This window comes from Alistipes sp. UBA1686, assembly GCF_002320215.1.
In the GTDB taxonomy this organism is placed as follows: Bacteria; Bacteroidota; Bacteroidia; order Bacteroidales; family Rikenellaceae; genus Alistipes; species Alistipes onderdonkii.
This window is the reverse complement of record NZ_DCKA01000016.1, coordinates 82,866-103,753: the sequence shown is the minus strand read 5'-3', so window position 1 is coordinate 103,753 and position 20,888 is coordinate 82,866. Positions and strand designations below refer to the sequence as shown.

Below are 20,888 nucleotides of genomic sequence, written 5' to 3'. Positions count from 1 at the left end.
GTGTCCGGAACTCCGGACACCGTAAATTACATAAAATTCAGTGCTTGGATATATTGAGTAAATACAGCTCTTATTCCCTGAATTTGGAGGACGCCGGGTTATTCAACCACGGTTACGTTCACAGCCTGCTCGCCTTTGGCACCGCTGCCGACTTCGAATTCGACTGCCTGCCCTTCGTTGAGCGACTTGAAACCGTCCGTCACGATACCCGAGAAATGAACGAAGATTTCCTTGCCGTTCTCTCCCGTAATGAATCCGTAGCCTTTTTTGCTATCGAACCATTTAACCTTGCCTGTCATAAAAATGTAAATTAAAAAGTTTGTACTCGGCAAAGTAAAATAAAAAACATTGGCTTTCAAAACTTTTTGGCATGTTTTTTCATCTTTGGCAGAAAATTTTTATCTTTTTTGTTTAAAAGTCATCTTATCATTTGTAACCGTTGCCATCGGCAGCCAAAGCAGGTGAAAAATCGAATTGTTTTGTCGTCGGACGACGATGGGGAAACCCAGATATGGATGCGGGGATGCGTTCCCTTATTACTTTTTTTGCTGGAACTTTACAAAATCCTTAATGATCTCCTCCTTTATAATTTCGCCGTCTTTGTATAAGGTACGCTTGCCTGAGAACTTACCCTTATCATTGGGAAAGTCGTCACGCTCCAACCATTCGCCGTCCTTTTCGCCGTCCTTATTGTATTTACCGGTTTTTTTGATTGTACCATCGGTGAAGATTTCGGAAAACGAACCTGTCATTTTTCCGTTCTCGTAGGTGACGCGCTGAATAAAATCACCGATATTGCTGCCGTAATGCGCAATTTGGCTTCCGTGCAAAACGCCGTTCTTGTAATTTCGGTTCGTGGTAATTTCCCCGCTTTCATAATCGTAATCACGTTCAACTCCGTCCTCTATGCTCATGGCATACCCTTTCTCCGTTTCAAGTTTGCCGTTGGTGTAATAGGTTTTTACGATGCCGTTCAATTTACCCTCTTTGAACGGAGCCTCTTTTTTTAATGCTACGCCATCCGAATAATACTCCTTGTAAACTCCGTCTTTGCGGCCTTCTTTATATGTTCCCTCTTCTTTGAGCCTGTTGTTTTTAAAATACTTATAGTCGCCATTATACATTCCGTCTTTGAATTCGGCGAGGATATATTCCGACCTGTATCCGTCGATAATGCGGTGCGAACCGTTCAACGGAGTGTTGTCTTTGTCATACTGGCGAAAGAGTAACCGTCCGTCGCCATAATTGATGACGGATAATTCATCTACCTGATAGACTTTTTCCTGCGCCATACCTGTAAGTGTCAATCCTACGAAAAGGAGTGAAATCGCTAACTTTACCATGTTTAAATTTGTTTTTATTTTGCAATAATAGCGGTTATCCATAAATAATCAGTTGTCCAAAACGATCATTTTGTTTTCCAATTATTATCCCTGCCCGATAATGTGCTATTAACAAATTACTTACAATAGGATACACAGAAAGACTTCTATCCGAGAGAGTATTCTTTCAATGGCTTTTTTTGTTGGCAGTCAACTTCAGGCAAGTGCAAATAAATAATGATATCAATGGCATGCGCTATTATTTTATTTCGTATCTTTGTCCTGAAGATTGTTTTTAACGTCGACGCAATATGAACAAAAAACTGAAACTCGCACTTGCGACACTGCTGGGATTCTCGGCAGCCTGTTCCACGGTCAGGAATGCGCCCGCCAAGGGCGAGGGCGAACAGCGACAGGAAGCCGGAGCGCCCGAAGTCAGGGATTCGGTTGCGCCCCCGCGCGTGATGGTGATGTACGGGGTTCGCCCTCCCGGACAGAAAACGATCGGCGTGCCGCTCAAGGAGTCGGCGGTCGGCCCTGCCGAAGACGAGCAGCTCGACCCCGTAGCCGAGAAACCCGCCGACGACACGCCCTATATGGACACGAAGGGCAAGAAGGCTCCCGAAGGGGGGAAGTAACCCATGTCCCGTCGCCGCCTGGGGCTGCGCAAGCGTCTGGCCCTCAATATTTTTTCCGACCTTTACTCCTCGGCCGTCGCCGAGCACAGGCTCGATACGCTCTTCTGGGAATGTACGTTGCGCTGCAACCTCTCGTGCCGCCACTGCGGCAGCGATTGCCGCGTGGATCCCGGTGTGCGGGACATGCCGCTCGAAGATTTCCTGAAGGTGCTCGATGAGGAGGTCACGCCCCATGTCGACCCTGCGCAGGTGCTCGTCATCTTTTCGGGCGGCGAGGTGCTGGTGCGTCCCGACCTCGAACGCGCCGGAGCGGAGGTCACCCGCCGCGGCTATGCGTGGGGCATGGTGACCAACGGGCTGGGGCTGACCGAATCCCGCTTCCGCAGCCTGCTCGATGCGGGGCTGCGTACGGTCTCGGTGAGCCTCGACGGCTTCGAACGCGAGCACAACTATATCCGCTGCAACCCCCGCAGTTACGAACGGGCGCTCGGTGCCCTGCGCATGATCGTCCGCGAGCCGTCGCTCGCCTACGACGTGGTGACCTGCGTCTCGGGGGCGATGGTGCCCAGGCTCGGCGAATTTTGCGAAATGCTCGTCGCCGAGGGTGTGAAGCACTGGCGGCTCTTCTCGATCTTCCCCATGGGACGCGCCAAGGACGATCCGACGCTGCGCATGACCGACGAACAGTTCCGCACGATGCTCGAATTTATCCGGCAGACCCGCCGTGAGGGGCGCATCGACGTCAGCTATGCCTGCGAAGGCTTCCTCGGCGGGTATGAAACCGAGGTGCGCGACCATTTCTACCAGTGCGCCGCGGGCGTTTCCGTCGCCTCGATCCGCGTCGACGGCGCCATTTCGGGCTGCACGTCGATCCGTGCCAATTTCAACCAGGGCAATATCTACCGCGACAAATTCTGGGACGTGTGGCAAAACCGCTTCGAACCCTTCCGCAACCGCGAGTGGGCGCGGTGCGGCGAATGCGCCTCCTGCAAGATGTTCCGCTATTGCCTCGGCGGCGGTATGCACCTGCACGGCGACGACGGCAGGTTGCTCTATTGCCACTATCACCGGCTTTGACGCATATCCCTTCCTGAAAAAGGGGCCGCCGTCCGTCGGCGGCTGTTTTTTTTCTCGGTTGTCCCTTTCCTTGTCGGCTCTTACCTCGGCGGTTCCGATCTCAGTTGTTCCGATCTCGACTGCTCATCCTCGGATGCCCTTCCCTTGTCGGCTCTTCCTCGGGGCTCGGCAGTTCTTCCCTTGTCGGCTCCGATCTTAGCTGTTCCGATCTCGACTGCTCATCCTCGGATGTTCTTTCCTCGGCGGCTTTTACCCGCGGCATTGCCGGGGCACCTGTGCCCGTGTCCGTTTATTCGGGCAGAAGCCCGTCCAATGCGAGCCCCTCGTCAAACAGCCTCGTCTTGTAATCGACCCCCAGCTTGTCGAGCAGCCGGACGATATTGAACCCTGTGGCATACATATACTGGGATATGTCCGTCCGGTAGAGCCAGTCGTTCGCGTCAAGGTCGTAGCCGCCCGGACAGGCATGGAACTCGATGTAACGCGCCGTGCCCTCCATCGTTTCGTAAACCCGTTCCGCTCCGACTGCTTCCGGGGCCAGTTCGCGCCGCATTCTTGCATGGCGCTCCGCGCGCAGTTTCCTAAACCCGTCGATGTCCCTGCGGATAATCTCTGCATCGGTTTGCCCGAGTGCATCCAGCAGGAAGGCGTTTTCCCGGTCTACGGATTCTTTGTACCAGCCGTATCTTTGATAGTGTCCTACCAGCTCCGACGAAGGGATGAGGCCCGCTCCCGAAGCTTCGAATTGCGCGAGATACGCCGGATGCCGGAATTGGAATCCGTGGAAATATTCATGCAGCACCATCGTCCGCCATATGGCTACCTCTTCCGTGCCGGGTATGCAGCGGGCCGTAATCTCGGGCGAACTGCACAGCAGGTATGCCGAACGGTAGTCGTATGCCGAACCGGCATCGGCCGGGTCTAAGGAAATCGTTCCCTGCATGTGGAATTCGAGCGAGTCGATCGTGGGCGTCGTATAGATTTTCAACTCACCGTCCCTGTAACGCAGCGTTGCCGGATATTGCGCCAGAAACCGCGCTTCGGGATTTACGGCATAGCAAAGCGAGTCGGTGAAGTAGACCAGCGGCACTTCGAATTGCGGATCGTCGAATCCCGGCCAGACGGCTGCGGCAACCTGGGCTTTCAGCTCCAGCACCTCGCAAATTCGTGTCACGGCGATCCGGTCTTGGGCGGTCATCGGTATTTCACAACCGGATAGCGCGGTGCCGATCAGCACGCAAAAACAGATGTGGAGTAGTTTCATCGTGGGATAGGTTAGGGTCAATACGAAAAAAGAGGATATCGAATATCCTCTTTTTTCTTGTCGGGGAGACTGGATTCGAACCAGCGACCTCCAACTCCCGAAGCTGGCGCGCTAACCGGACTGCGCTACACCCCGAACATTTGGGGCTCTTATCGTTTTAAGAGCGCACAAAGATAAGTCGAAAATCCGAAAAGTCAAAATAATTTCTGCAAAAAACGCCTTCCCGGTTATATTTCGGCTGCCGCCTCTTCCGTCAGCGCTTGCAGTACCCCTTCTGTTGCCTATCCCCGTTGCCTTTCTCTGTTGCCCCTTCCATCATCCCTTTCGGCACCTTTCCAATCGTCCTTTCCGTCGTCCCTTCCATTGTCTCACCCTGTTTCCCCGTTCCGTCTCCCGCCTGCAAGCCCCGTGCTTTCGAACTGCTGCTGCCGGGTGGCTGCGATACATGGTCGCGGACGGTCTGCGGGGCGGATAATTTCCGCAGGTCACTATACCCGCCGCTGCACATCGGTTTACACAACTAGTCGAAAAACGTGTTAACCGAGCAAAAACCGGCAAAATAGGATGCTTTGCGACAAACACAAAAAAGCCTTCCAGAGCTGTCTGAAAGGCTTTTTTCTCGTGTCGGGGTAGCGGGATTCGAACCCACGACCCCCTGCTCCCAAAGCAGGTGCGCTAACCGGACTGCGCTACACCCCGTCGTTCCCGACCTTGACCCCGTGATTGGCCTTGTGCAACCCCGCGAGGCTGTTGTGTGTCAATCCCGGGCATTCCGGCCGGGGGAACCATCCGGGTTCCGGGTTGCAAAGATAACCGCTTTTTTTCGTTCCGGCAAACTTTTGCCCCGAAATCCGCCCTTCCCGGCCGTGTGCCGGATTCCTGTTGGGCGGGGCTGTCTGTTTGCTTGCCGGACGTTTTTTGCAGTCCTGTTTTTCGGAAACAGGCGGCTTTCCCGGATATAACTTTGCCGCGATCCGTATGCGTTGCCTTTCGGCAGGAGCCCTGTGGCCTCCGTATTTGCCCGGTTGCGGCCCTGCCTCCGGGCATTCCGGACGGCGCTGCTATTTCGTTGCGGTTATCTCTTCCAACAGGTGTCCGAAATCCTCACCCGGTGCGGGCTTGTACACCGCGAAGCCCAGCGCCTGTGCCGCGTCCACATTCTTCTGCCCGTCGTCGATGAAGAGTGTTTGCGCGGGGACGATGCCGCTGTCGGCGATCACCTTGCGGAAGATCGCTTCCGAGGGTTTCAGCTCGCGCAGTTCGTAGGAGAGGTATACCTTGTCGAAATAGTCGTCCATCGTGTGCCCGTCGGCCGTGAATTCGCTGCGGATGACCTCCATCGACGCCGGGTTGTTGTTCGACAATACGTAGGTGCGAATCCCCGCCCCGCGCAGCCGTTCCACCTGGCGCAGTTTCCAGACCGGAACCCCCACCAGGAACGCGCCGTATGCCCCGGCGATCTGGGCGTCGGTGACGTCGTACCGCCCGTCGAGCTTCCGCATCGCGTCGCATGCCTCGTGGAACGACAGGTCGCCCCGTTCCAGCCGTCCGATCATCTCGGCGGGATAGCAGGGGTTTATCAGGTCGGCGACCCGGTTCATGCCGAGCTCCCTGAATGCCGCTGTGCAGCGGTCTATGTCGAGGTCTACGAGGACACCCCCGAGGTCGAAAATTACATTTTTAATATTTTTCATAGTCATCTAATGTCTTGTCCGTGCGCCGCGTCCGCGGAGTTTGGCTCCGCCGTACTGCTTCCTGCTTCTCCCCGGCGACACAGCCCGTGCCCGTGCCGTGTGCTGCCCGGCAGGACAGCACGCTTCCTGCGGTGGCTGCCTGCGTCGTTCCGCCTTATTTCTGGAACTTCATCGTGAAACGCCGTACCGGACGCAGCACCCACATCGGCAATACCTTGCAAAAGGGGATCCAGGCGCGGTTCCACCAGTCGGGTACGATGCACCGCCTGCCCCTCCACAACGCTTTCAGCCCCCTGCGCGCACAACTGTCAGGGGTGATGAGCACGCCCAGTTTGCAGCCGATGCGCTGCCAGTAGGGTGTCAGCCCGTAGAGGTCTGTCGCTACGCCCGCCGGGCAAAGCGCCGTGACGCGGATGCCACGTTCGCGCACCTCCTTGGCGAAAGCCACGGAGAACGAGCGCATGTAGGCTTTCGAGGCGCTGTATAGCGCCAGCCCCGGGAACGGCATCCACAGCGAGTAGGACGACATGTTGAGGATGTGCCCCCGCACGCCGCGGCGTACCATGTCCGCGGCGAAGAGGCGGCATAGCTGCGTGACGGTCAGGTCGTGCAGCAGGATGATGCGCTCGATGCGCTCCGCCGGCGTGGCGAGGATGTCGCAGAACGAGAATATCCCGGCGTTGTTGATCACCACGTCGACCACGATCCCCTCGGCTGTCATGCGGTCGTATAACTCCTGTGCCGCCCCGACCCGCGCCAGATCTATCGCAATCACCCGCACGTCGGGCGTCACGGCCGCCGTTGCCCTGTTGCCGCACTCCTTTCCGCTGCCGACGCCTTGCTGCGCACTACCGGCTGCGAGCGCCCCGTTCCCGTCCGTTTCAGCCCCGGGTTCCCCCGTAGCTTCGGCAATCGCCGCCGCCGGTTTGCGTCCCGGCGCCCCGCTTCCGTCTGCGGATGCTGCAACTCCCAGTCCTTCCGCAACTTTCGATTTTTTGGCAACTTCCGATCCTTCCGCGGCTTCCGGCTCTTTCGCGGCTGCTTTTCGCCCGGCCGGCCGGGCATTCCGTATCTCTTCCGCCACGGCTTCGAGCGGTGCGCGGTTGTCGCCCGCGATCACCAGCCGGTAGCCCAGCGCTGCCAGCCGCAGGGCGTAGCAGCGCCCGATGCCCGACCCGGCGCCCGTCACCAGCGCCCATGCGCTGCCCGGCGCCACTGCGCCGCGTTCCATCCGGCGGCCTTGCGGCTCGGCCGCGTGCTCCCTGCACCCGGCCTTGTCTCCGAGGTTCCGGTATCCGGCCGGCGTCCCGCCTTGTGCCGCGGCCCCGGACGTTTCGCTGTTCCGTTTACGCTTCTCCATGTGTTCCATGCTTACGGCAGCTTGGCCAGTTCTTCCCGTATCCTGCGCGGCAGCCCGTCGCAATGCTTGCAGCATTTCATGTCCACCGAGTACATCCGCGCGATGCAGTAGTTGCGGTGGTCGCAGCCGCTGCGGGTCGAGGCGTTGCCCTCGCGGAGCTTGTTGACGAACGCCGGGTCGTTGACCAGCGCCCGGGCCATCTGCACCAGTTCGAACCCTGCGTCCAGCGCCTTGTCTATCCCTTCGCGGCTCACCAGCCCGCCGACATATACCAGCGGGCATTTCAGCTCGGCGCGGAATTTCTTGGCGTCTTCCAGGAAATAGCACTCCTCGAAGGGGAACTGCCGGATCATGAAGGGCCCGCACCAGCGGATGAAATAGCGCAGCCACAGGGGCGAGTAGTAGCTCATCGTGTAGATCGGGATCAGCCCCCGCATCACGGCCATCGGGGCCTTGGACACGAACCCGCCCGAAAGCACGATGCCGTCCACGCCGAAGCGTTCGATCTCGCGGGCTATGGCGATGCTTTCGGGAATCTCGATGCCGCCCTTGAACCCGTCGTACATGTTGTGCTTCACCAATACGGCCGTCCCCGTTTTCGCCGCGGCCTCCATCACTTCTGTGAGGCACATCCGCATGAAGCGCATCCTGTTTTCCAAAGTCCCGCCGTACTCGTCCTTCCGGTGATTGGTGTAGGGCGAGAGGAACTGCGAGATCAGGTAGCCGTGCCCGGCATGTACCTCCACCGAGTCGAACCCCGCGTCGTGCGCGGTGTGGACGGCCTTCCCGAAATCCCGTGCCACCTGCGCGATCTCGTCCTTGCGCATACCCCGCACGGGGGTGTAGGCATAGAGGTTGAACCCCGTCGACGCGCCGATCGGGATCTGCCCGGCGGTCGTCAAATGGGTCATGTTGCCGCAGTGCCCGATCTGGATGCCGGCCGCCGCGCCTTCGCGGTGTACGGCGTCGGTTATCCCGCGCAGCCCGGGCACGATCTCTGGGCGCAGCCACAACTGCTTGTCGAACGACAGCCCGCTGCGGCTCACCGCGGCGTAGGCCAGCGTGGTCATCCCCACGCCGCCGCGCGCCACCGAAACGTGGTACTCCTTGAGCTGCTCCGTGGGGCCGAAATGACGCCCCATCGACTCGAACGCCGCCGAACGTACCGTGCGGTTGCGCAGTGTCACGGGGCCTAATTTATAAGGGGTGAACAGTGATGACATTTTCCGGTAGGTTAATAGATGAAAGGTATGATCTTTTTTCGTTTCAGCGCCGTGAATTCCTTCCCGAACTCTTGTGCGTAACGCTTGTAGAGCGATGCCGCACGGGGCGCGAGGTTGGCGAACGTCCACCAGGCGAATACCGCCCCGGCCCACGACCACGAAGCCACGGCGAAGCCCGTCCATTCGAGCAGTTCGCCGAAATAGTTGGCCGACGAGACATATCGGAACATCCCCCCGCGGGGAATGTAGTGGCGCGTGTCGCCCGGCTTGCGCAGGTTGCGGATGATATGGTCGGAATGGAGGTTTACGGCCATCCCCGCCATGAACAGGGCTCCCCCGACGTAAATGTAGGGTTTTGCGAACCAGTCGGCGTAATAGCCTTCGGGCGAGACGTAGAAGATCCACCCGCCCTGCATCAGCGCGTTGAGCGTGTTGAACGCCATGCCCATCACGACGATCCCCAGCGGCATCTTCGACTCTCCGCGCAGCAGCAGCGGGAAGATGAAGGCGCGCTGCAGGTAGTGCGCCTGGAACAGCACGAAGAGCGCCAGCGGCCCGGCCTCCCATGTCCGCCCGGACATGAGCCAGAGCACGCACATTGCGATGAACACGGGCGACTCCATCACGACCCAGCCCACCTTGTTGGGTACCGGGGGGCCGTATTTCGGGTTGAACAGATAGCCGTACCCGGCTTCGAAAAAGTGCAGGGCGACGTAGACCCCGGCGGCCAGCACGGCCATGACGATCAGGAAGATATTGAATGTTTCTGCCATTTGTCTGCGGTTGGATAAAAACGTTGTAAAGTTACAAAACAAATCGGTATAATGAAAATCGCATCCGCCTCCCCGCCGGTTGTTTTTCTCCTTTCCGGGCACATATTTGTCTTATTGGTCGTAGCGTCTCTCCCGCCGGCCGGATTGTCCCTTTACGGCCGGTGCCCGCCCTGTGTCCGGGCTGAATGCTTTCTTCCTGTGCCCCGGCCAGTGCGGATGCCCCTCTGAGGGCCTGTGTGATTCCGCGGTCGTCCTTTGTGCCCCTCGGCTGCATCCCGATAAAAAAAGACGGCCTCCACTGCGAGTGGAAGCCGTCAGCGCGACCCTTCGCAACCCCGCAGGGCGCGAAATGCTTTGGCTGCAGGCGCCGGGGCGCCCGCTTTCCGGCATTCGTTCCGGGGTGCCGGAGCCCTCTCGTAAAAACCCCTGCCGAAGCAGGGGTGCCGGGACGGTGACCTGTGACGCTTCGGCGTCACGCCGTACGTACAGTCCGATATGGGAGTTGCCCGCTCCCGGCTGTCGGTCTGCCGTCCGGTGCCGGCGGCCCGGCATGCCCTTCCCGGACACGCCTGCGGCCGGACGGGGCATATTAGTGCGTAAAGACTTTTCCTTTCTGGTGTTCCTTGTTCTCGTACTTGATGCGCGAGGTAGTGGGGTACTCCAGCTGTTCGAATTCGGCGATGGCGTTGCGGATGTCGCCCATCAGCATGTCGGCCATGTCGCGCGACATGCCCTGGCGCACCACGATACGCATTACGACCACGTCCTCGATGTTCTTGGGCATCGTATAGGCGGGAACCATCCAGCCGCTCTGCTGCAGTTTGGCCTGCAGGTCGAACAGCGTCCACTTGGCCTTCTTGTCGTACTCGGGATTCATCATCCAGATGAACAGCGGGTTGACGACCTCCGTCGAGTAGTTCTTGAAGCATTTCATCGTGCCGATCTGCTGGTGGCAGTACTTGGCGATGTCCATCGAGTTCTGCTGTATCTCCTTGTACCCCTCGAATCCCAGGCGGATGAAGTTGTAGTACTGGCCGAGTATCTGCGCTGCGGGGCGCGAGAAGTTGAGGCCGACCTGCGTGATGTTGGCGCCCAGGTAGTTTACCGAGAACGACATTTCCTCGGGCAGGTATTTCTTGTCCTTCCATACCACCCATCCCAGGCCGGGATATACCAGGCCGTACTTGTGGCCCGACGTGGAGATCGACAATACCCACTTGAGGCGGAAGTCCCACTTCTTCTCGGGTTTGAGGAACGGCAGGATGAAACCGCCCGACGCTGCGTCGACGTGGATCGGGATTTCATAGCCGGTCTTGGCGTTGTACTCGTCGAGCGCCTTGTCCAGCCCCTCGATGTCGTCGTCCAGTCCCGTCCACGTGACGCCTGCGATCGGCACGATGCAGATCGTGTTCTCGTCGCACATCTCCAGCGCCTGCTTGGGGTCGAGCGTGATGTGGTCGAGCGTCAGGGGCACGGTGCGCATTTCGATCTGCCACAGCTGGCAGAACTTCTCCCATACGACCTGGAACCCGGCGCTCATCACCAGATTCGGTTTGTCGAAGGGCTTGCCTGCGGCCTTGCGGCGCTGGCGCCAGCGGAGCCATGCGGCCACGCCGCCCAGCATACATGCCTCCGACGAACCGATGCCCAGCGCACCGGTCTTCCATTCGGCCTTCTCGGGGGTGTTCCACATGTTGGCGACGATGTTCAGGCAGCGGCCGCACATCACCGCGACACGCGGGTACTCCGTTTCGTCGATGTAGTTGATGTTGATGGCCTCGTTCATCAGCCGTGTGGCGTAATCGTCCATGTAGGTCGTTACGAACGTGGCGAGGTTCAGCCGCGGTTGTGTCTGCGGATAGGTCTCGTCCTTGACTAACTGGTAGGCGATCTCGGGAGCCGTCTTGCCCTTGGGGATGAATTCCGTGGGTGCCGGACTGCGCATTTCCTCCGAACCGAAAATGTCGGTCAGCGTGTCTTCGTTGGTGTGTCTTTGCTGATTCATGATGTAAATTTTGTTTTGGTTTACGCCCTCCAACCTTGCATGAACTGTGCCACGGAGCGGTTTCTTTCGGCCTAAACCGGGCTGCGGGGCCTCTTTTGCTTCGGCCGAAGCCGGTTGTGAAAAAAATGTCCGGAAAATTTGCAAATCCCAAAATGTTCGATATATTTGTGATATCAAAATAATATCACTAAAACTGTACGGATATGGAAAATGGAAATTTCGTTTACAAAGGCTGGAAATGCAACGGTTTCCTGGCATTGGTGCTGATCCTCGGCGGGTTGGCCTTGGGGGTTTACGCGATCGTCGCGGGCGCGCAGCGCATCGACGCCGGGCTGGCGCTCGGCGGCGGGCTGGTGGCGGCGGGCGTCGTCTGGTGCCTTTGCATGCTGATCTGCATGGCGGGATTCATGCTGCTCGAACCCAACGAGGCGCGCGTGATGGTCTTTTTCGGTAAATACAAAGGTACCTTCTACGAAACGGGCTATTGGTGGGTCAACCCCTTCATGTCGGCCAAGCAGATCTCGATCCGTGCCCGCAACCTGAACGTCGACCCGATCAAGGTCAACGACAAGACGGGCAACCCGATCCTGATCGGGCTGGTGCTGGTCTGGAAGATCAAGCGCGATGATATTTATAAGGCCGTTTTCGAGATCGACGCCCCGACTACGGCCGGGCAGACCGGCGTTTCGGCCTCGGCGCGCATGAACATCCTCGAGAACTTCGTGGGCGTGCAGAGCGATGCCGCACTGCGCCAGGTGGCCGGTTGCTATTCCTATGATAACAATGGTGTTGCGGACGATGAGCTGACGCTCCGCTCGAACAGCGAGCAGATCAACGACCAGCTCGAACACACGCTCAACGAACGCCTGGCGATGGCCGGCATCGAGGTGGTCGAGGCCCGCATCAACTACCTGGCCTATGCGCCCGAAATCGCCGCCGTGATGCTGCGCCGCCAGCAGGCCGATGCCATCATCTCCGCCCGCGAGAAGATCGTCGAGGGTGCCGTGTCGATGGTGCACATGGCGCTCGACCGCCTCGGCAACGAGCATATCGTCGAACTGGACGAAGAGCGCAAGGCGGCCATGGTGTCGAATTTGCTCGTAGTGCTCTGTGCCGACGAAGCCGCGCAGCCCGTGGTGAATGCCGGAACCCTGCACCATTGATTTAACTGGGGATGGCTAAAGAGAGTAATAACAAGAGTTTCGTACTGCGTATCGACGCCGCGACGATGGACGCACTGGAGCTATGGGCTGCCGACGAGTTCCGCTCGATCAACGGCCAGCTCCAGTGGATCATCGCCGATGCCTTGCGCCGCAGCGGCCGCCTGAAGAAGCCGCGTGCGGCCGCCGGGGCGACCCTGCCGGCCGCGGATACGGGCGTTGCTTCGTCGGGCAGGGACTTCCCGCCGGCCCCGGCGGCCGTTTCTCCCGCGGTTGCCGCCGCTCCTCCTGCTGACGTTGCGTCCGGCGAAAGCACGCCGCCGCTGCAGGATGCCGTCCTTCCCGTTGCCGCTGCGGCAGCCGGGGAAGCCGGCCCGCTGCCTCCGCACGCCCGTATGCAGTCCGACGACCCGCAAAAAAATAAAGCCGATATAAAAAAATGAATCCGATGTTCAGGATGTGGAGATGCTATTTTTCCGGCCTGCTCGATGCCGGACGCTGGCGGATGTTTCTGCACAGCCGCATGTGGCTCGGCCTGCCCGTGGCAGCCGTTGCCGCGTTCGTCGTAATTTTCCTGCTGCGACGTTTCGGCGAGGGTCTCCCGACTGCCGAGGCGCTTTGGAAGGGGGCTGTCTGTGCACTGGTGATTGCTTTTTGCTGGGCTTTGGGCGTGTGGGCCGCCGTCGGGCCCGAACCGTCCGATGACGACGGCGGGCAGGACGGGGAGGCCGTCGGTGACGTGGGAGCCCGTGCGGCGTGGCGGGGCAGGGTGCTCTGCTTCGTATTGCTGCTGGGGGCGTTCGCCCTGGTTTGCTCGTCCCAGATTTCGGATATGCTGGGCGGCGAATGTTCGCTGGCCCGCGGGTTCGGGGGGATACTGCTCAAGGCGATGGCGGTTGCGGCCGTCGTTGTTCCCGTATGGCTTGATTCGGGACGCAGTAAATGGCAGGATCAATAAAAGCCGGTGCTATGTCGATCCCGATGTTTATAAAAAGGATGTTGCTATGAATCGGAAATGGATTTTTGCGGTTGTTTCGGTGCTTGCGGTTGCGCTGGCAATGTTCCCGCTCAACCTGCTGTGGGTCGGGCAGTCGCCGTTGCATGCGGCAGTGAGTTCCCTGCTGTTCGGCCTGCCCGCACTGCTCACGGCATGGACGCCCAAAGGGCGGTGTGCCGGCGGCCGGGCCGAATCCCGCAGGGCTGCCGGGAATACGGGATTCCGCACCCGCACCGGGCGCCCGGATCGCACTGTGCCTGAGGATCGCGCGGTGCTCCCGGATCATACTGTCCCTGCGGATCATACTGTCCCTGCGGATCGCACCGAACCAGCCGGGCGAAAGTCCCTGCTGGCGAAAGTCGCGCTGGGGATCGCTTTTTTCGTGCTGGCGGCGATGCTGGCATACGATATTTCGACCGAAGGCGTTGCCGTCGGAGTTACGAAGGCAGTCGGATTCGGTCTGTTGATACTGCTTGCTGCCGTTGGGCATAGATTAGGTTATCTAAAGTTATAGTTTATGAAAAAAATCGTCGTTTTTACGGGTGCGGGGGTCAGCGCCGACAGCGGTCTGGCGACCTTCCGCGATTCCGACGGGTTATGGGCTTCCTACCGGATCGAGGATGTCTGCACGCCCGAGGCGTTGGCGCATAACCGTGCCACGGTCATCGGGTTTTACAACATGCGCCGCCGCGAGATGCTCGCCGCGCAGCCCAATGCCGGGCACGAGGCCATCGCGGGGCTGGAACGGGATTTCGAGGTCGAGGTCTTGACGCAGAACGTAGACGACCTGCACGAGCGTGCCGGCTCGTCGAAAGTGACCCACCTGCACGGCGAACTGACCTGCCTGCGCTCGTCGCGCAATCCCAATCTGGTCGTCCCGATCGAGGGCTGGGAGCAGAAGCTCGACGCCACGGCGCCCGACGGGGCACTGCTGCGTCCGCACATCGTCTTTTTCGGCGAGGCGGTGCCGATGTTCGAACGTGCCGCGCAGATTGCCCGGACGGCGGATATCATGGTGGTCGTGGGGACTTCGCTGGCGGTCTATCCCGCCGCGTCGCTGGTGCGCTGCGTGCGCCCCGAAATCCCGATCTATGTCGTCGATCCCGGTAATCCCGATACGGCGGGCATCCGCAATCCGCTGACCCTGATTCGCAAACGCGCCGCCGAAGGCATGCCCGAACTGGCCGCCCTGCTGCGGGAGCGGTATAAAGGATAACGATTCGGAATAGAACTCCGCCTGTTTTTTGCGGGTGCGGGCGCTCCGCATTCGTTGTCCGCGCACATTTGAGCGTTATGATCTATTGCAGCGCAATCGAATAGCCCGCGCCCTGTTTTTTGCGGCTGATCCCGGCGGTCTGTCGTCTTTGCATGCCGGATGTTTGAGTAACGATGTTTTCGGCGCAATCGAAAAGCCCGCCCCTCGGTTAAAGGGGCGGGCCGTTCGTTTGTCTGTCGGGCCAATCAGAAGTGCATGGCGATGCCGAACGTGATGCCGAAGCGGTTAAACCGCGCTCCGCGCTTCTCGATGCCGATGAATTCGCCGGTACTGCTGTCGTAAATATTGGCCTTGCCCACGAGGTTCAGGTATTCCAGTCCTGCCGTGAAGTCGAGCCGCGTACGGCGCGTCATGGCGAGCCGGTAGCCGCCGCCCAGACTGCCCGTCAGGCCCGCCCCGTTGTCCGGGTAGAAGGTCGCGCCCGCTTCGGCATAGTTGAACCAGCGGCTGGCGCGTTTGCCGTACAATCGTTCGGCCTTGAGGTAGCCCAGAAAGGTCTTTTCCCCTTGGTCGTCATAAGAGCCGAAGCCCGTGCCTGCGCCGACATTCCAGTCGGGCGTAAGGCGCACGGTCACTTCAAACCGCAGTTCGCCGCCGCGAAGATATTCGGGCGCGCCCCACGGCGACGTGATTTTGCCGAAGTCGGATACTATTTTGTATTTTTCCGTCAGGCCGAGGCTGTAACGGTATCCGACACCGAAGCGTACGCGGGGCTCTTTGTGGTTTTTGGATTGCTGTGCCGATGCGGAGAAGGCGCAAAGCATCAGCAAAGATGCGGTCAGAAGCAGTTTTTTCATATCGGGTGAGATTAGGTTGATGACACAAACAATAAATCCGGCCGGGAGAAGTCCGGCCGGATAAGAGGCGGATCTGCAAAGCGTTTATAGGACTGGTTCCCGGGCGTTTCGGGCATTTTCTCCTCGGGGAATCGTCCTTCGTTATTTCAAATCCTTGAAATAGATGTCCAGCAGCTCCTTGGCGGCGATGAACGACGATATTTTGTCCTCCAGCACGCGCTTTTCGTACTCTGCGACGCGCGCTTCGACCGCCGGGTCGTGGTAGAACGAGTTGCGCAGCACTTCGTTGATCGACTCGTACATCCAGTATTTGTTCTGGCGGTTGCGGTTGTGGCGGAAATAGCCGTTGGCCTGGATGTGGTCGAGGAACTCCTCGACGCCTTTCCATACCTCTTCGAGCCCCGTCGCGGCCACGGCCGAGCAGGTGTATACTTTGGGCCGCCAGCCCGACTCGGGCACGGGGAACAGCCTCAGTGCCCCCTGGAACTGGGTCTTGGCCAGTTCGGCCTTGTGGATGTTCTCGCCGTCGGCCTTGGTGATGACCATGATGTCGGCCATCTCCATGATGCCGCGCTTGATGCCCTGCAATTCGTCGCCGGCACCCGAAATTTGCAACAGCATGAACATGTCGACCATCGAGTGCACGGCCGTCTCGGACTGCCCGACGCCCACCGTCTCGATGAATACCACGTCGAAGCCCGCGGCTTCGCACAGGACGATCGTCTCGCGTGTCTTGCGTGCCACGCCGCCCAGCGACCCGGCCGAAGGGGAGGGACGGATGAAGACGTCGGGGTTGCCCGAAATGCTCTCCATGCGGGTTTTGTCGCCGAGGATCGAACCCCCGCTGCGTTCCGACGAGGGGTCGATGGCCAGCACCGCCAGTTTGTGCCGCAGCGAGGTGACCATGTTGCCGATGGCCTCGATGAAGGTCGACTTGCCTGCCCCGGGGACGCCCGTGATGCCGATGCGCACCGATTTCCCGGCGTGCGGCAGGCAGCGTTCGATGATCTCTTGCGCCTGCGCGTAATGGGCGGGATTGTTCGACTCGACGAGTGTGATGGCCTGCGACAGGGTGGTGATGTTGCCCGCGAGGATGCCCTCGACGTATTCGTCGGTCGAAAGCCGCTTCTTCTTGCGGCGCGTGAAGTAAGGGCTTACGATAGGCTGGTCTTCAACGCCTTCGGTGACGTTGAGCGCCGTGTCGTGATGGGTATCTGCGTACTCTTTTTCGTAATGGTTTATTTTCGTGAAGGACATGGTGCTATTTACTTGATTTTTCGATGATTTCGGGTGTCAGCTGCAGCGAGTTGCCCATCCACAGCGCCCTGTTTTTGGCGTCTACCAGCACCCCGAACGGGACGTACTGCACGTTGAATGCCGAGAATATCTTGCCCCCGGTGTCCAGCGCGACGGAGATGTGCCGGGAAAGGAACGGCGAAAGCAGAGGGGATATTTTCTCCTCGTTTTCGCGCGTGACGACCACGACGCGGAGTTTGGCGCCTAATTTGTCGGTTATCGCCCGAAGTTGTTCGAGCGACGCGGTGCAGGCCGGATTCGACGAGTGGAAAAACTCGACGTAGGTCAGGCGCGGGGTGGCGGCGGGTTTCTCTCCCCCGAGCCATGCCGGAACCTTGACCTCGGGTACGCGCTCGCCGAGGGCGATGTTTTGTGCCACGGCCGCCGCAACGGGGAGCGCCAGCGCCAGGAGTAAAGTGAGCAAAACTTTCTTCATAAAAGGCAGCCTTATTTTCAGCGAAGATAACAATTATTTGCCATATGGACGAAAAATTTTACATAGAGTTATGAAAATCGGATTCGAAGAGACCCCGGCCGCGCCTGCCGGGACTTACTCCCGGCACCTTGCCGAACTTTTGGCCGAATATGCCCCCGAGCACGAGTATATCGTTGACGGGGCGCGTTATAAGGAGCTCGACCTCTACCACGGCTTCCGCCCCGGGTTGCCCCTGCCGCTGCTGCTGCGGAGGATACCCAGCGTGATGACTGTCGACAACCTCAATTTCCTGCGCTACCCGCACCTTTATTCGCTGCCCGAGCGGCTGGTGCTGCTGCGGCTCTACCGCCGTGCGCTGCGCTCCGCCAGCCGTCTGATTACGGTCAACCGCGATGCCCGCGAGGAGTTGTCGGAGCGGTTGCGGATCGACCCGGGGCGCATCGAGGTCGTCATGCCCCTCGCCGCGCGCGTCCCGCACGAACCGCCTGCCGGTGCGCAGCTCGAGGCGGTGCGGCGCAAATACATGTTGCCCGCCGAGTTCATCCTCATGCTCGGCACCGTCGAAGAGCGCCATAACCACAAGGTGCTATTCGAGGCGGTCGGCTCGCTCGGCGAACGCGAACGTGCGATCCGTGCAGAGGGGCTCGGCGCGGCGCAGCGCGAAGCCGTGGCCGCAGACCCGGAGCTGCCCGGGCTGGCTGCCGGACGTGCCCGGGGGTGGGGAGCCGCCACAGCGGCAGGGCGGGGCGGCATCGCCACGGGCATGCGCGGCGATGCCCCGGCGGATGCTGCCGTGCCGCCTGCAGCATCTTCCGCCGAGCGGGTCGGGATCGTGGTCTGCGGCCGCCGTACGGTCTATGCGGATTCCCTGCTGGAGTATGCCCGCGGGCGGCATATGGCCTCGCGTGTCGATTTCATCTACGAACTCGAGCCCGACGACCTACCGGCGCTGTTCCGCCTCGCCCATGCCTTCGTCTACCTGCCCGATGCCGGGATCGAGGCGTCGATCGTGCCCGTGGTGGAGGCGATGCGTGCCGGAGTGCCCATGGTGCTGAGCGACACGCAGCTCAACCGCGAGGCCGCCGGCGACGCCGCGGCCTATGTCCGCCCTGAGGCGGCGGGGGAGGTGGCCGCTGCGCTGGAAAACGTGCTGTCGGACGCGAATTTCCGTCGCGAGATGAAAGCCCGCGAACGCCGCCGCGCCGAACTTTTCTCGGAATATGCCGTCGCCCGCCGGCTGATCGACATTTACAGTTCGCTGTGAAGCGCTTGGCCTTCCCGAAAGGAGCAGTAATCCGGAAAAAAATACCATAAAACGCTTGGGTATTTCCAATTTAATACCCTATCTTTGTGTTCGCAAAATAACAAGCTGCTATTTGACGTGAAATATTCACTAACTTAAATTTTATATTTGCTATGAAAGTTTCTCATATCGAGCATCTTGGCGTCGCAGTGAAGAGCCTCGATGAAGCAATTCCCTACTGGGAAAACGTATTGGGCCTGAAATGCTATGCCATCGAAGAGGTCGCCGACCAGAAGGTGCGCACGGCGTTTTTCATGTTGGGGCAGACCAAGATCGAACTGCTGGAACCCACTTCGGAGGAGTCGACCATCGCCAAATACATCGAGAACCGCGGTGTCGGTATCCACCACATGGCGCTTGCCTGCGAGAATATCGAGGAGCAGCTCGCCGATGCCGAAGCCAAGGGCATCCGCCTGATCGACAAGACCCCGCGCAAGGGCGCCGAGGGGATGACCATCGCTTTCCTGCACCCCAAATCGACCCAGGGCATCCTGACCGAGCTTTGCGAGAATAAGAACAAATAGTGTAACAAGGAATATTGCGGAATCTCCGAATTCCGCCAAAGGCGGAACAGAAGTCCCTCCCGAAGGAGTGACTTAGGGTGGGGTCAGACCTGTAAACGCGGCCGCAGGCTGCGGGCGATACCTGCCGGGAAATTCCGGGGTTCGGAAAAATTACAAACCTACATACTTATGAGTGAAATTCAGAACAAGATCAACCAGCTGATCGAGAACCGCGAAACCGCGCGTCTCGGAGGCGGTCAGAAGCGTATCGACGCCCAGCATGCCAAGGGTAAGTACACGGCCCGCGAGCGCATCCAGATGCTGCTCGACGAAGGCTCCTTCGAGGAGTTCGACATGTTCGTGACGCACCGCTGCTATGACTTCGGGATGGACAAGAGCCATGCCTTCGGCGACGGCGTAGTGACCGGTTACGGTACGATCAACGGACGCCTGGTCTATGTTTTCGCACAGGACTTCACCGTGACGGCGGGTTCGCTGTCGCTGTCGATGTCCGACAAGATCTGCAAGGTCATGGACATGGCCCTGCGCAACGGCGCCCCCTGCATCGGCATGAACGACTCGGGCGGTGCGCGTATCCAGGAAGGCGTGAACGCGCTGGCCGGCTATGCCAACATCTTCCAGCGCAACGTGATGTCGTCGGGCGTCATCCCGCAGATTTCGGCCATCTTCGGCCCCTGCGCCGGCGGTGCCGTTTATTCGCCCGCGCTGACCGACTTCATCATCATGAAGAAGGAGACCTCGAACATGTTCCTCACCGGCCCGAAGGTCGTGAAGACCGTGACGGGCGAGGACGTGACGCAGGAGCAGCTGGGCGGTGCCACGATGCACACCACCAAGTCGGGCGTGGCGCAGTTTGCCGTCGATACCGAGGAGGAGGGCATCGAGCTGATCCGCAAGCTCATCTCCTACATGCCGCAGAACAACATGGAGGATGCTCCGCTGGCCGTCTGCAACGATTCGATCACGCGCCTGGAGGATTCGCTCAACGACATCATCCCCGACAACGCCAACAAACCCTACGACATGGCCGAGGTCATCCGTGCGATCGTGGACAACGGCGAGTACCTGGAGTCGGCTCCCGGATACGCCAAGAACATCATCACCTGCTTCGCGCGTTTCAACGGCCAGTCGGTCGGCATCGTCGCCAACCAGCCCAAGTTCATGGCCGGCGTGCTCGACATCAACGCCAGCCGCAAGGCCGCGCGTTTCATCCGCTTCTGCGATGCGTTCAACATTCCGATCGTGACCCTGGTGGACGTTCCGGGCTTCCTGCCGGGTACGACCCAGGAGTACGGCGGCGTCATCACTCATGGCGCGAAACTGCTCTTCGCATACTGCGAGGCTACGGTTCCCAAGGTCACCGTCACGCTGCGCAAGGCGTACGGCGGCGCCTATATCGTGATGTCGTCGAAGCACATCCGCGGTGACATCAACTACGCATGGCCGACGGCCGAGATCGCCGTGATGGGCGCCAGCGGTGCCGTCGAGGTGCTCTACGGCAAGGAGGTCGCAGCGATCGAGTCGCCCGAAGAGAAAGCCAGGTTCGTGGCCGAGAAGGAGAAGGAGTACAACGACAAGTTCTCGAATCCCTACAACGCCGCTCGCTACGGCTATATCGACGACGTGATCGAACCGCGCAACACGCGCTTCCGCATCATCCGTGCGCTGCAGTCGCTGGCAACCAAGCGCCTGCAGAACCCCGCGAAGAAGCATTCGAATATTCCGTTGTAATAGAATCGCATG

At 59.5% G+C, this 20,888-nt stretch carries 21 protein-coding genes and 2 tRNA genes; 10 read left to right on the top strand and 13 right to left on the bottom strand.

The genetic code is table 11. The features are described 5' to 3' along the window. Positions 1-98: 98 nt before the first annotated feature. Complete coding sequence (locus B3C38_RS07095; protein WP_018697260.1) at positions 99-299, bottom strand: cold-shock protein; 201 nt, start codon at positions 297-299, stop codon at positions 99-101. Between the two features lie 237 nt (positions 300-536). Next, the gene (locus B3C38_RS07090) at positions 537-1,343 is read right to left on the bottom strand and encodes a toxin-antitoxin system YwqK family antitoxin (RefSeq protein WP_117508373.1); all 807 of its coding nucleotides are present in this window, start codon (positions 1,341-1,343) and stop codon (positions 537-539) included. 290 nt (positions 1,344-1,633) lie between these two features. Between B3C38_RS07090 and B3C38_RS07085 the strand changes: the two genes are divergently transcribed. After that, positions 1,634-1,960: a hypothetical protein gene (locus tag B3C38_RS07085; RefSeq protein WP_022332167.1), complete on the top strand. Its 327-nt coding sequence runs from the start codon at positions 1,634-1,636 to the stop codon at positions 1,958-1,960. A 3-nt stretch (positions 1,961-1,963) separates the two neighbouring features. Beyond that, positions 1,964-3,037, top strand: a complete 1,074-nt coding sequence (locus B3C38_RS07080; protein ID WP_286726415.1) for a TIGR04133 family radical SAM/SPASM protein — start codon at positions 1,964-1,966, stop codon at positions 3,035-3,037. Between the two features lie 289 nt (positions 3,038-3,326). Here B3C38_RS07080 and B3C38_RS07075 read toward each other — a convergent pair whose 3' ends face one another. The 8 genes from B3C38_RS07075 to B3C38_RS07040 form a co-directional block, all read right to left on the bottom strand. Continuing rightward, positions 3,327-4,301, bottom strand: a complete 975-nt coding sequence (locus B3C38_RS07075) for a hypothetical protein (RefSeq protein ID WP_141405568.1) — start codon at positions 4,299-4,301, stop codon at positions 3,327-3,329. Positions 4,302-4,361: 60 nt separating this feature from the next. After that, a tRNA-Pro gene (locus B3C38_RS07070) sits at positions 4,362-4,436 on the bottom strand. Positions 4,437-4,925: 489 nt separating this feature from the next. After that, positions 4,926-5,000: transfer RNA gene (locus B3C38_RS07065), tRNA-Pro, on the bottom strand. Positions 5,001-5,362: 362 nt separating this feature from the next. Next, a complete protein-coding gene (locus B3C38_RS07060; RefSeq protein WP_055204710.1) occupies positions 5,363-5,995 on the bottom strand; it encodes an HAD family hydrolase in 633 nt (210 codons plus the stop codon). Between the two features lie 154 nt (positions 5,996-6,149). After that, entirely contained in the window at positions 6,150-7,355 is a 1,206-nt protein-coding gene (locus B3C38_RS07055; protein ID WP_286726412.1) for an SDR family NAD(P)-dependent oxidoreductase, read from the bottom strand. Positions 7,356-7,366: 11 nt separating this feature from the next. Beyond that, positions 7,367-8,578, bottom strand: a complete 1,212-nt coding sequence (locus tag B3C38_RS07050; RefSeq protein ID WP_286726411.1) for an NADH:flavin oxidoreductase — start codon at positions 8,576-8,578, stop codon at positions 7,367-7,369. Between the two features lie 11 nt (positions 8,579-8,589). Then, positions 8,590-9,351, bottom strand: a complete 762-nt coding sequence (locus B3C38_RS07045; protein WP_022331749.1) for a DUF1295 domain-containing protein — start codon at positions 9,349-9,351, stop codon at positions 8,590-8,592. A 589-nt stretch (positions 9,352-9,940) separates the two neighbouring features. Then, on the bottom strand, positions 9,941-11,356 hold the full coding sequence (locus B3C38_RS07040) for a glutamate decarboxylase (RefSeq protein ID WP_055212517.1): 1,416 nt from the start codon (positions 11,354-11,356) through the stop codon (positions 9,941-9,943). 203 nt (positions 11,357-11,559) lie between these two features. Here B3C38_RS07040 and B3C38_RS07035 point away from each other — a divergent pair, with 203 nt between their 5' ends. From B3C38_RS07035 to B3C38_RS07015, 5 genes are read left to right on the top strand one after another with little or no spacing between them, the layout of a single operon-like run. Continuing rightward, the gene (locus B3C38_RS07035) at positions 11,560-12,519 is read left to right on the top strand and encodes an SPFH domain-containing protein (protein ID WP_022331751.1); all 960 of its coding nucleotides are present in this window, start codon (positions 11,560-11,562) and stop codon (positions 12,517-12,519) included. A gap of 11 nt (positions 12,520-12,530) precedes the next feature. Next, a complete protein-coding gene (locus B3C38_RS07030) occupies positions 12,531-12,959 on the top strand; it encodes a hypothetical protein (protein ID WP_286726581.1) in 429 nt (142 codons plus the stop codon). Further along, a complete protein-coding gene (locus B3C38_RS07025) occupies positions 12,956-13,474 on the top strand; it encodes a hypothetical protein (protein ID WP_286726408.1) in 519 nt (172 codons plus the stop codon). Before B3C38_RS07030 ends, B3C38_RS07025 begins: the two co-directional genes overlap by 4 nt. A 46-nt stretch (positions 13,475-13,520) precedes the next feature. Then, positions 13,521-14,027 carry a hypothetical protein gene (locus tag B3C38_RS07020; RefSeq protein WP_286726406.1) on the top strand — a complete coding sequence of 169 codons (507 nt, stop codon included), beginning with the start codon at positions 13,521-13,523 and terminating at the stop codon, positions 14,025-14,027. Positions 14,028-14,030: 3 nt separating this feature from the next. Next, on the top strand, positions 14,031-14,729 hold the full coding sequence (locus B3C38_RS07015; protein WP_286726404.1) for an SIR2 family NAD-dependent protein deacylase: 699 nt from the start codon (positions 14,031-14,033) through the stop codon (positions 14,727-14,729). Between the two features lie 245 nt (positions 14,730-14,974). Here B3C38_RS07015 and B3C38_RS07010 read toward each other — a convergent pair whose 3' ends face one another. The 3 genes from B3C38_RS07010 to B3C38_RS07000 form a co-directional block, all read right to left on the bottom strand. Beyond that, positions 14,975-15,586 carry a hypothetical protein gene (locus B3C38_RS07010; protein ID WP_141417967.1) on the bottom strand — a complete coding sequence of 204 codons (612 nt, stop codon included), beginning with the start codon at positions 15,584-15,586 and terminating at the stop codon, positions 14,975-14,977. Positions 15,587-15,727: 141 nt separating this feature from the next. After that, positions 15,728-16,843 (bottom strand): methylmalonyl Co-A mutase-associated GTPase MeaB, encoded by a 1,116-nt coding sequence (gene meaB, locus B3C38_RS07005; RefSeq protein WP_286726402.1) that lies wholly within the window; start codon positions 16,841-16,843, stop codon positions 15,728-15,730. A gap of 4 nt (positions 16,844-16,847) precedes the next feature. Further along, on the bottom strand, positions 16,848-17,318 hold the full coding sequence (locus B3C38_RS07000) for a TlpA family protein disulfide reductase (RefSeq protein ID WP_286726401.1): 471 nt from the start codon (positions 17,316-17,318) through the stop codon (positions 16,848-16,850). Between the two features lie 70 nt (positions 17,319-17,388). Here B3C38_RS07000 and B3C38_RS06995 point away from each other — a divergent pair, with 70 nt between their 5' ends. The 3 genes from B3C38_RS06995 (at position 17,389) to B3C38_RS06985 (ending at position 20,876) form a co-directional block, all read left to right on the top strand. After that, positions 17,389-18,582 carry a glycosyltransferase gene (locus B3C38_RS06995; protein WP_286726400.1) on the top strand — a complete coding sequence of 398 codons (1,194 nt, stop codon included), beginning with the start codon at positions 17,389-17,391 and terminating at the stop codon, positions 18,580-18,582. A gap of 152 nt (positions 18,583-18,734) precedes the next feature. Next, a complete protein-coding gene (mce, locus tag B3C38_RS06990) occupies positions 18,735-19,145 on the top strand; it encodes a methylmalonyl-CoA epimerase (RefSeq protein WP_022332204.1) in 411 nt (136 codons plus the stop codon). Positions 19,146-19,313: 168 nt separating this feature from the next. After that, on the top strand, positions 19,314-20,876 hold the full coding sequence (locus tag B3C38_RS06985; protein ID WP_055204725.1) for an acyl-CoA carboxylase subunit beta: 1,563 nt from the start codon (positions 19,314-19,316) through the stop codon (positions 20,874-20,876). The last annotated feature ends 12 nt before the right edge of the window (positions 20,877-20,888 follow it).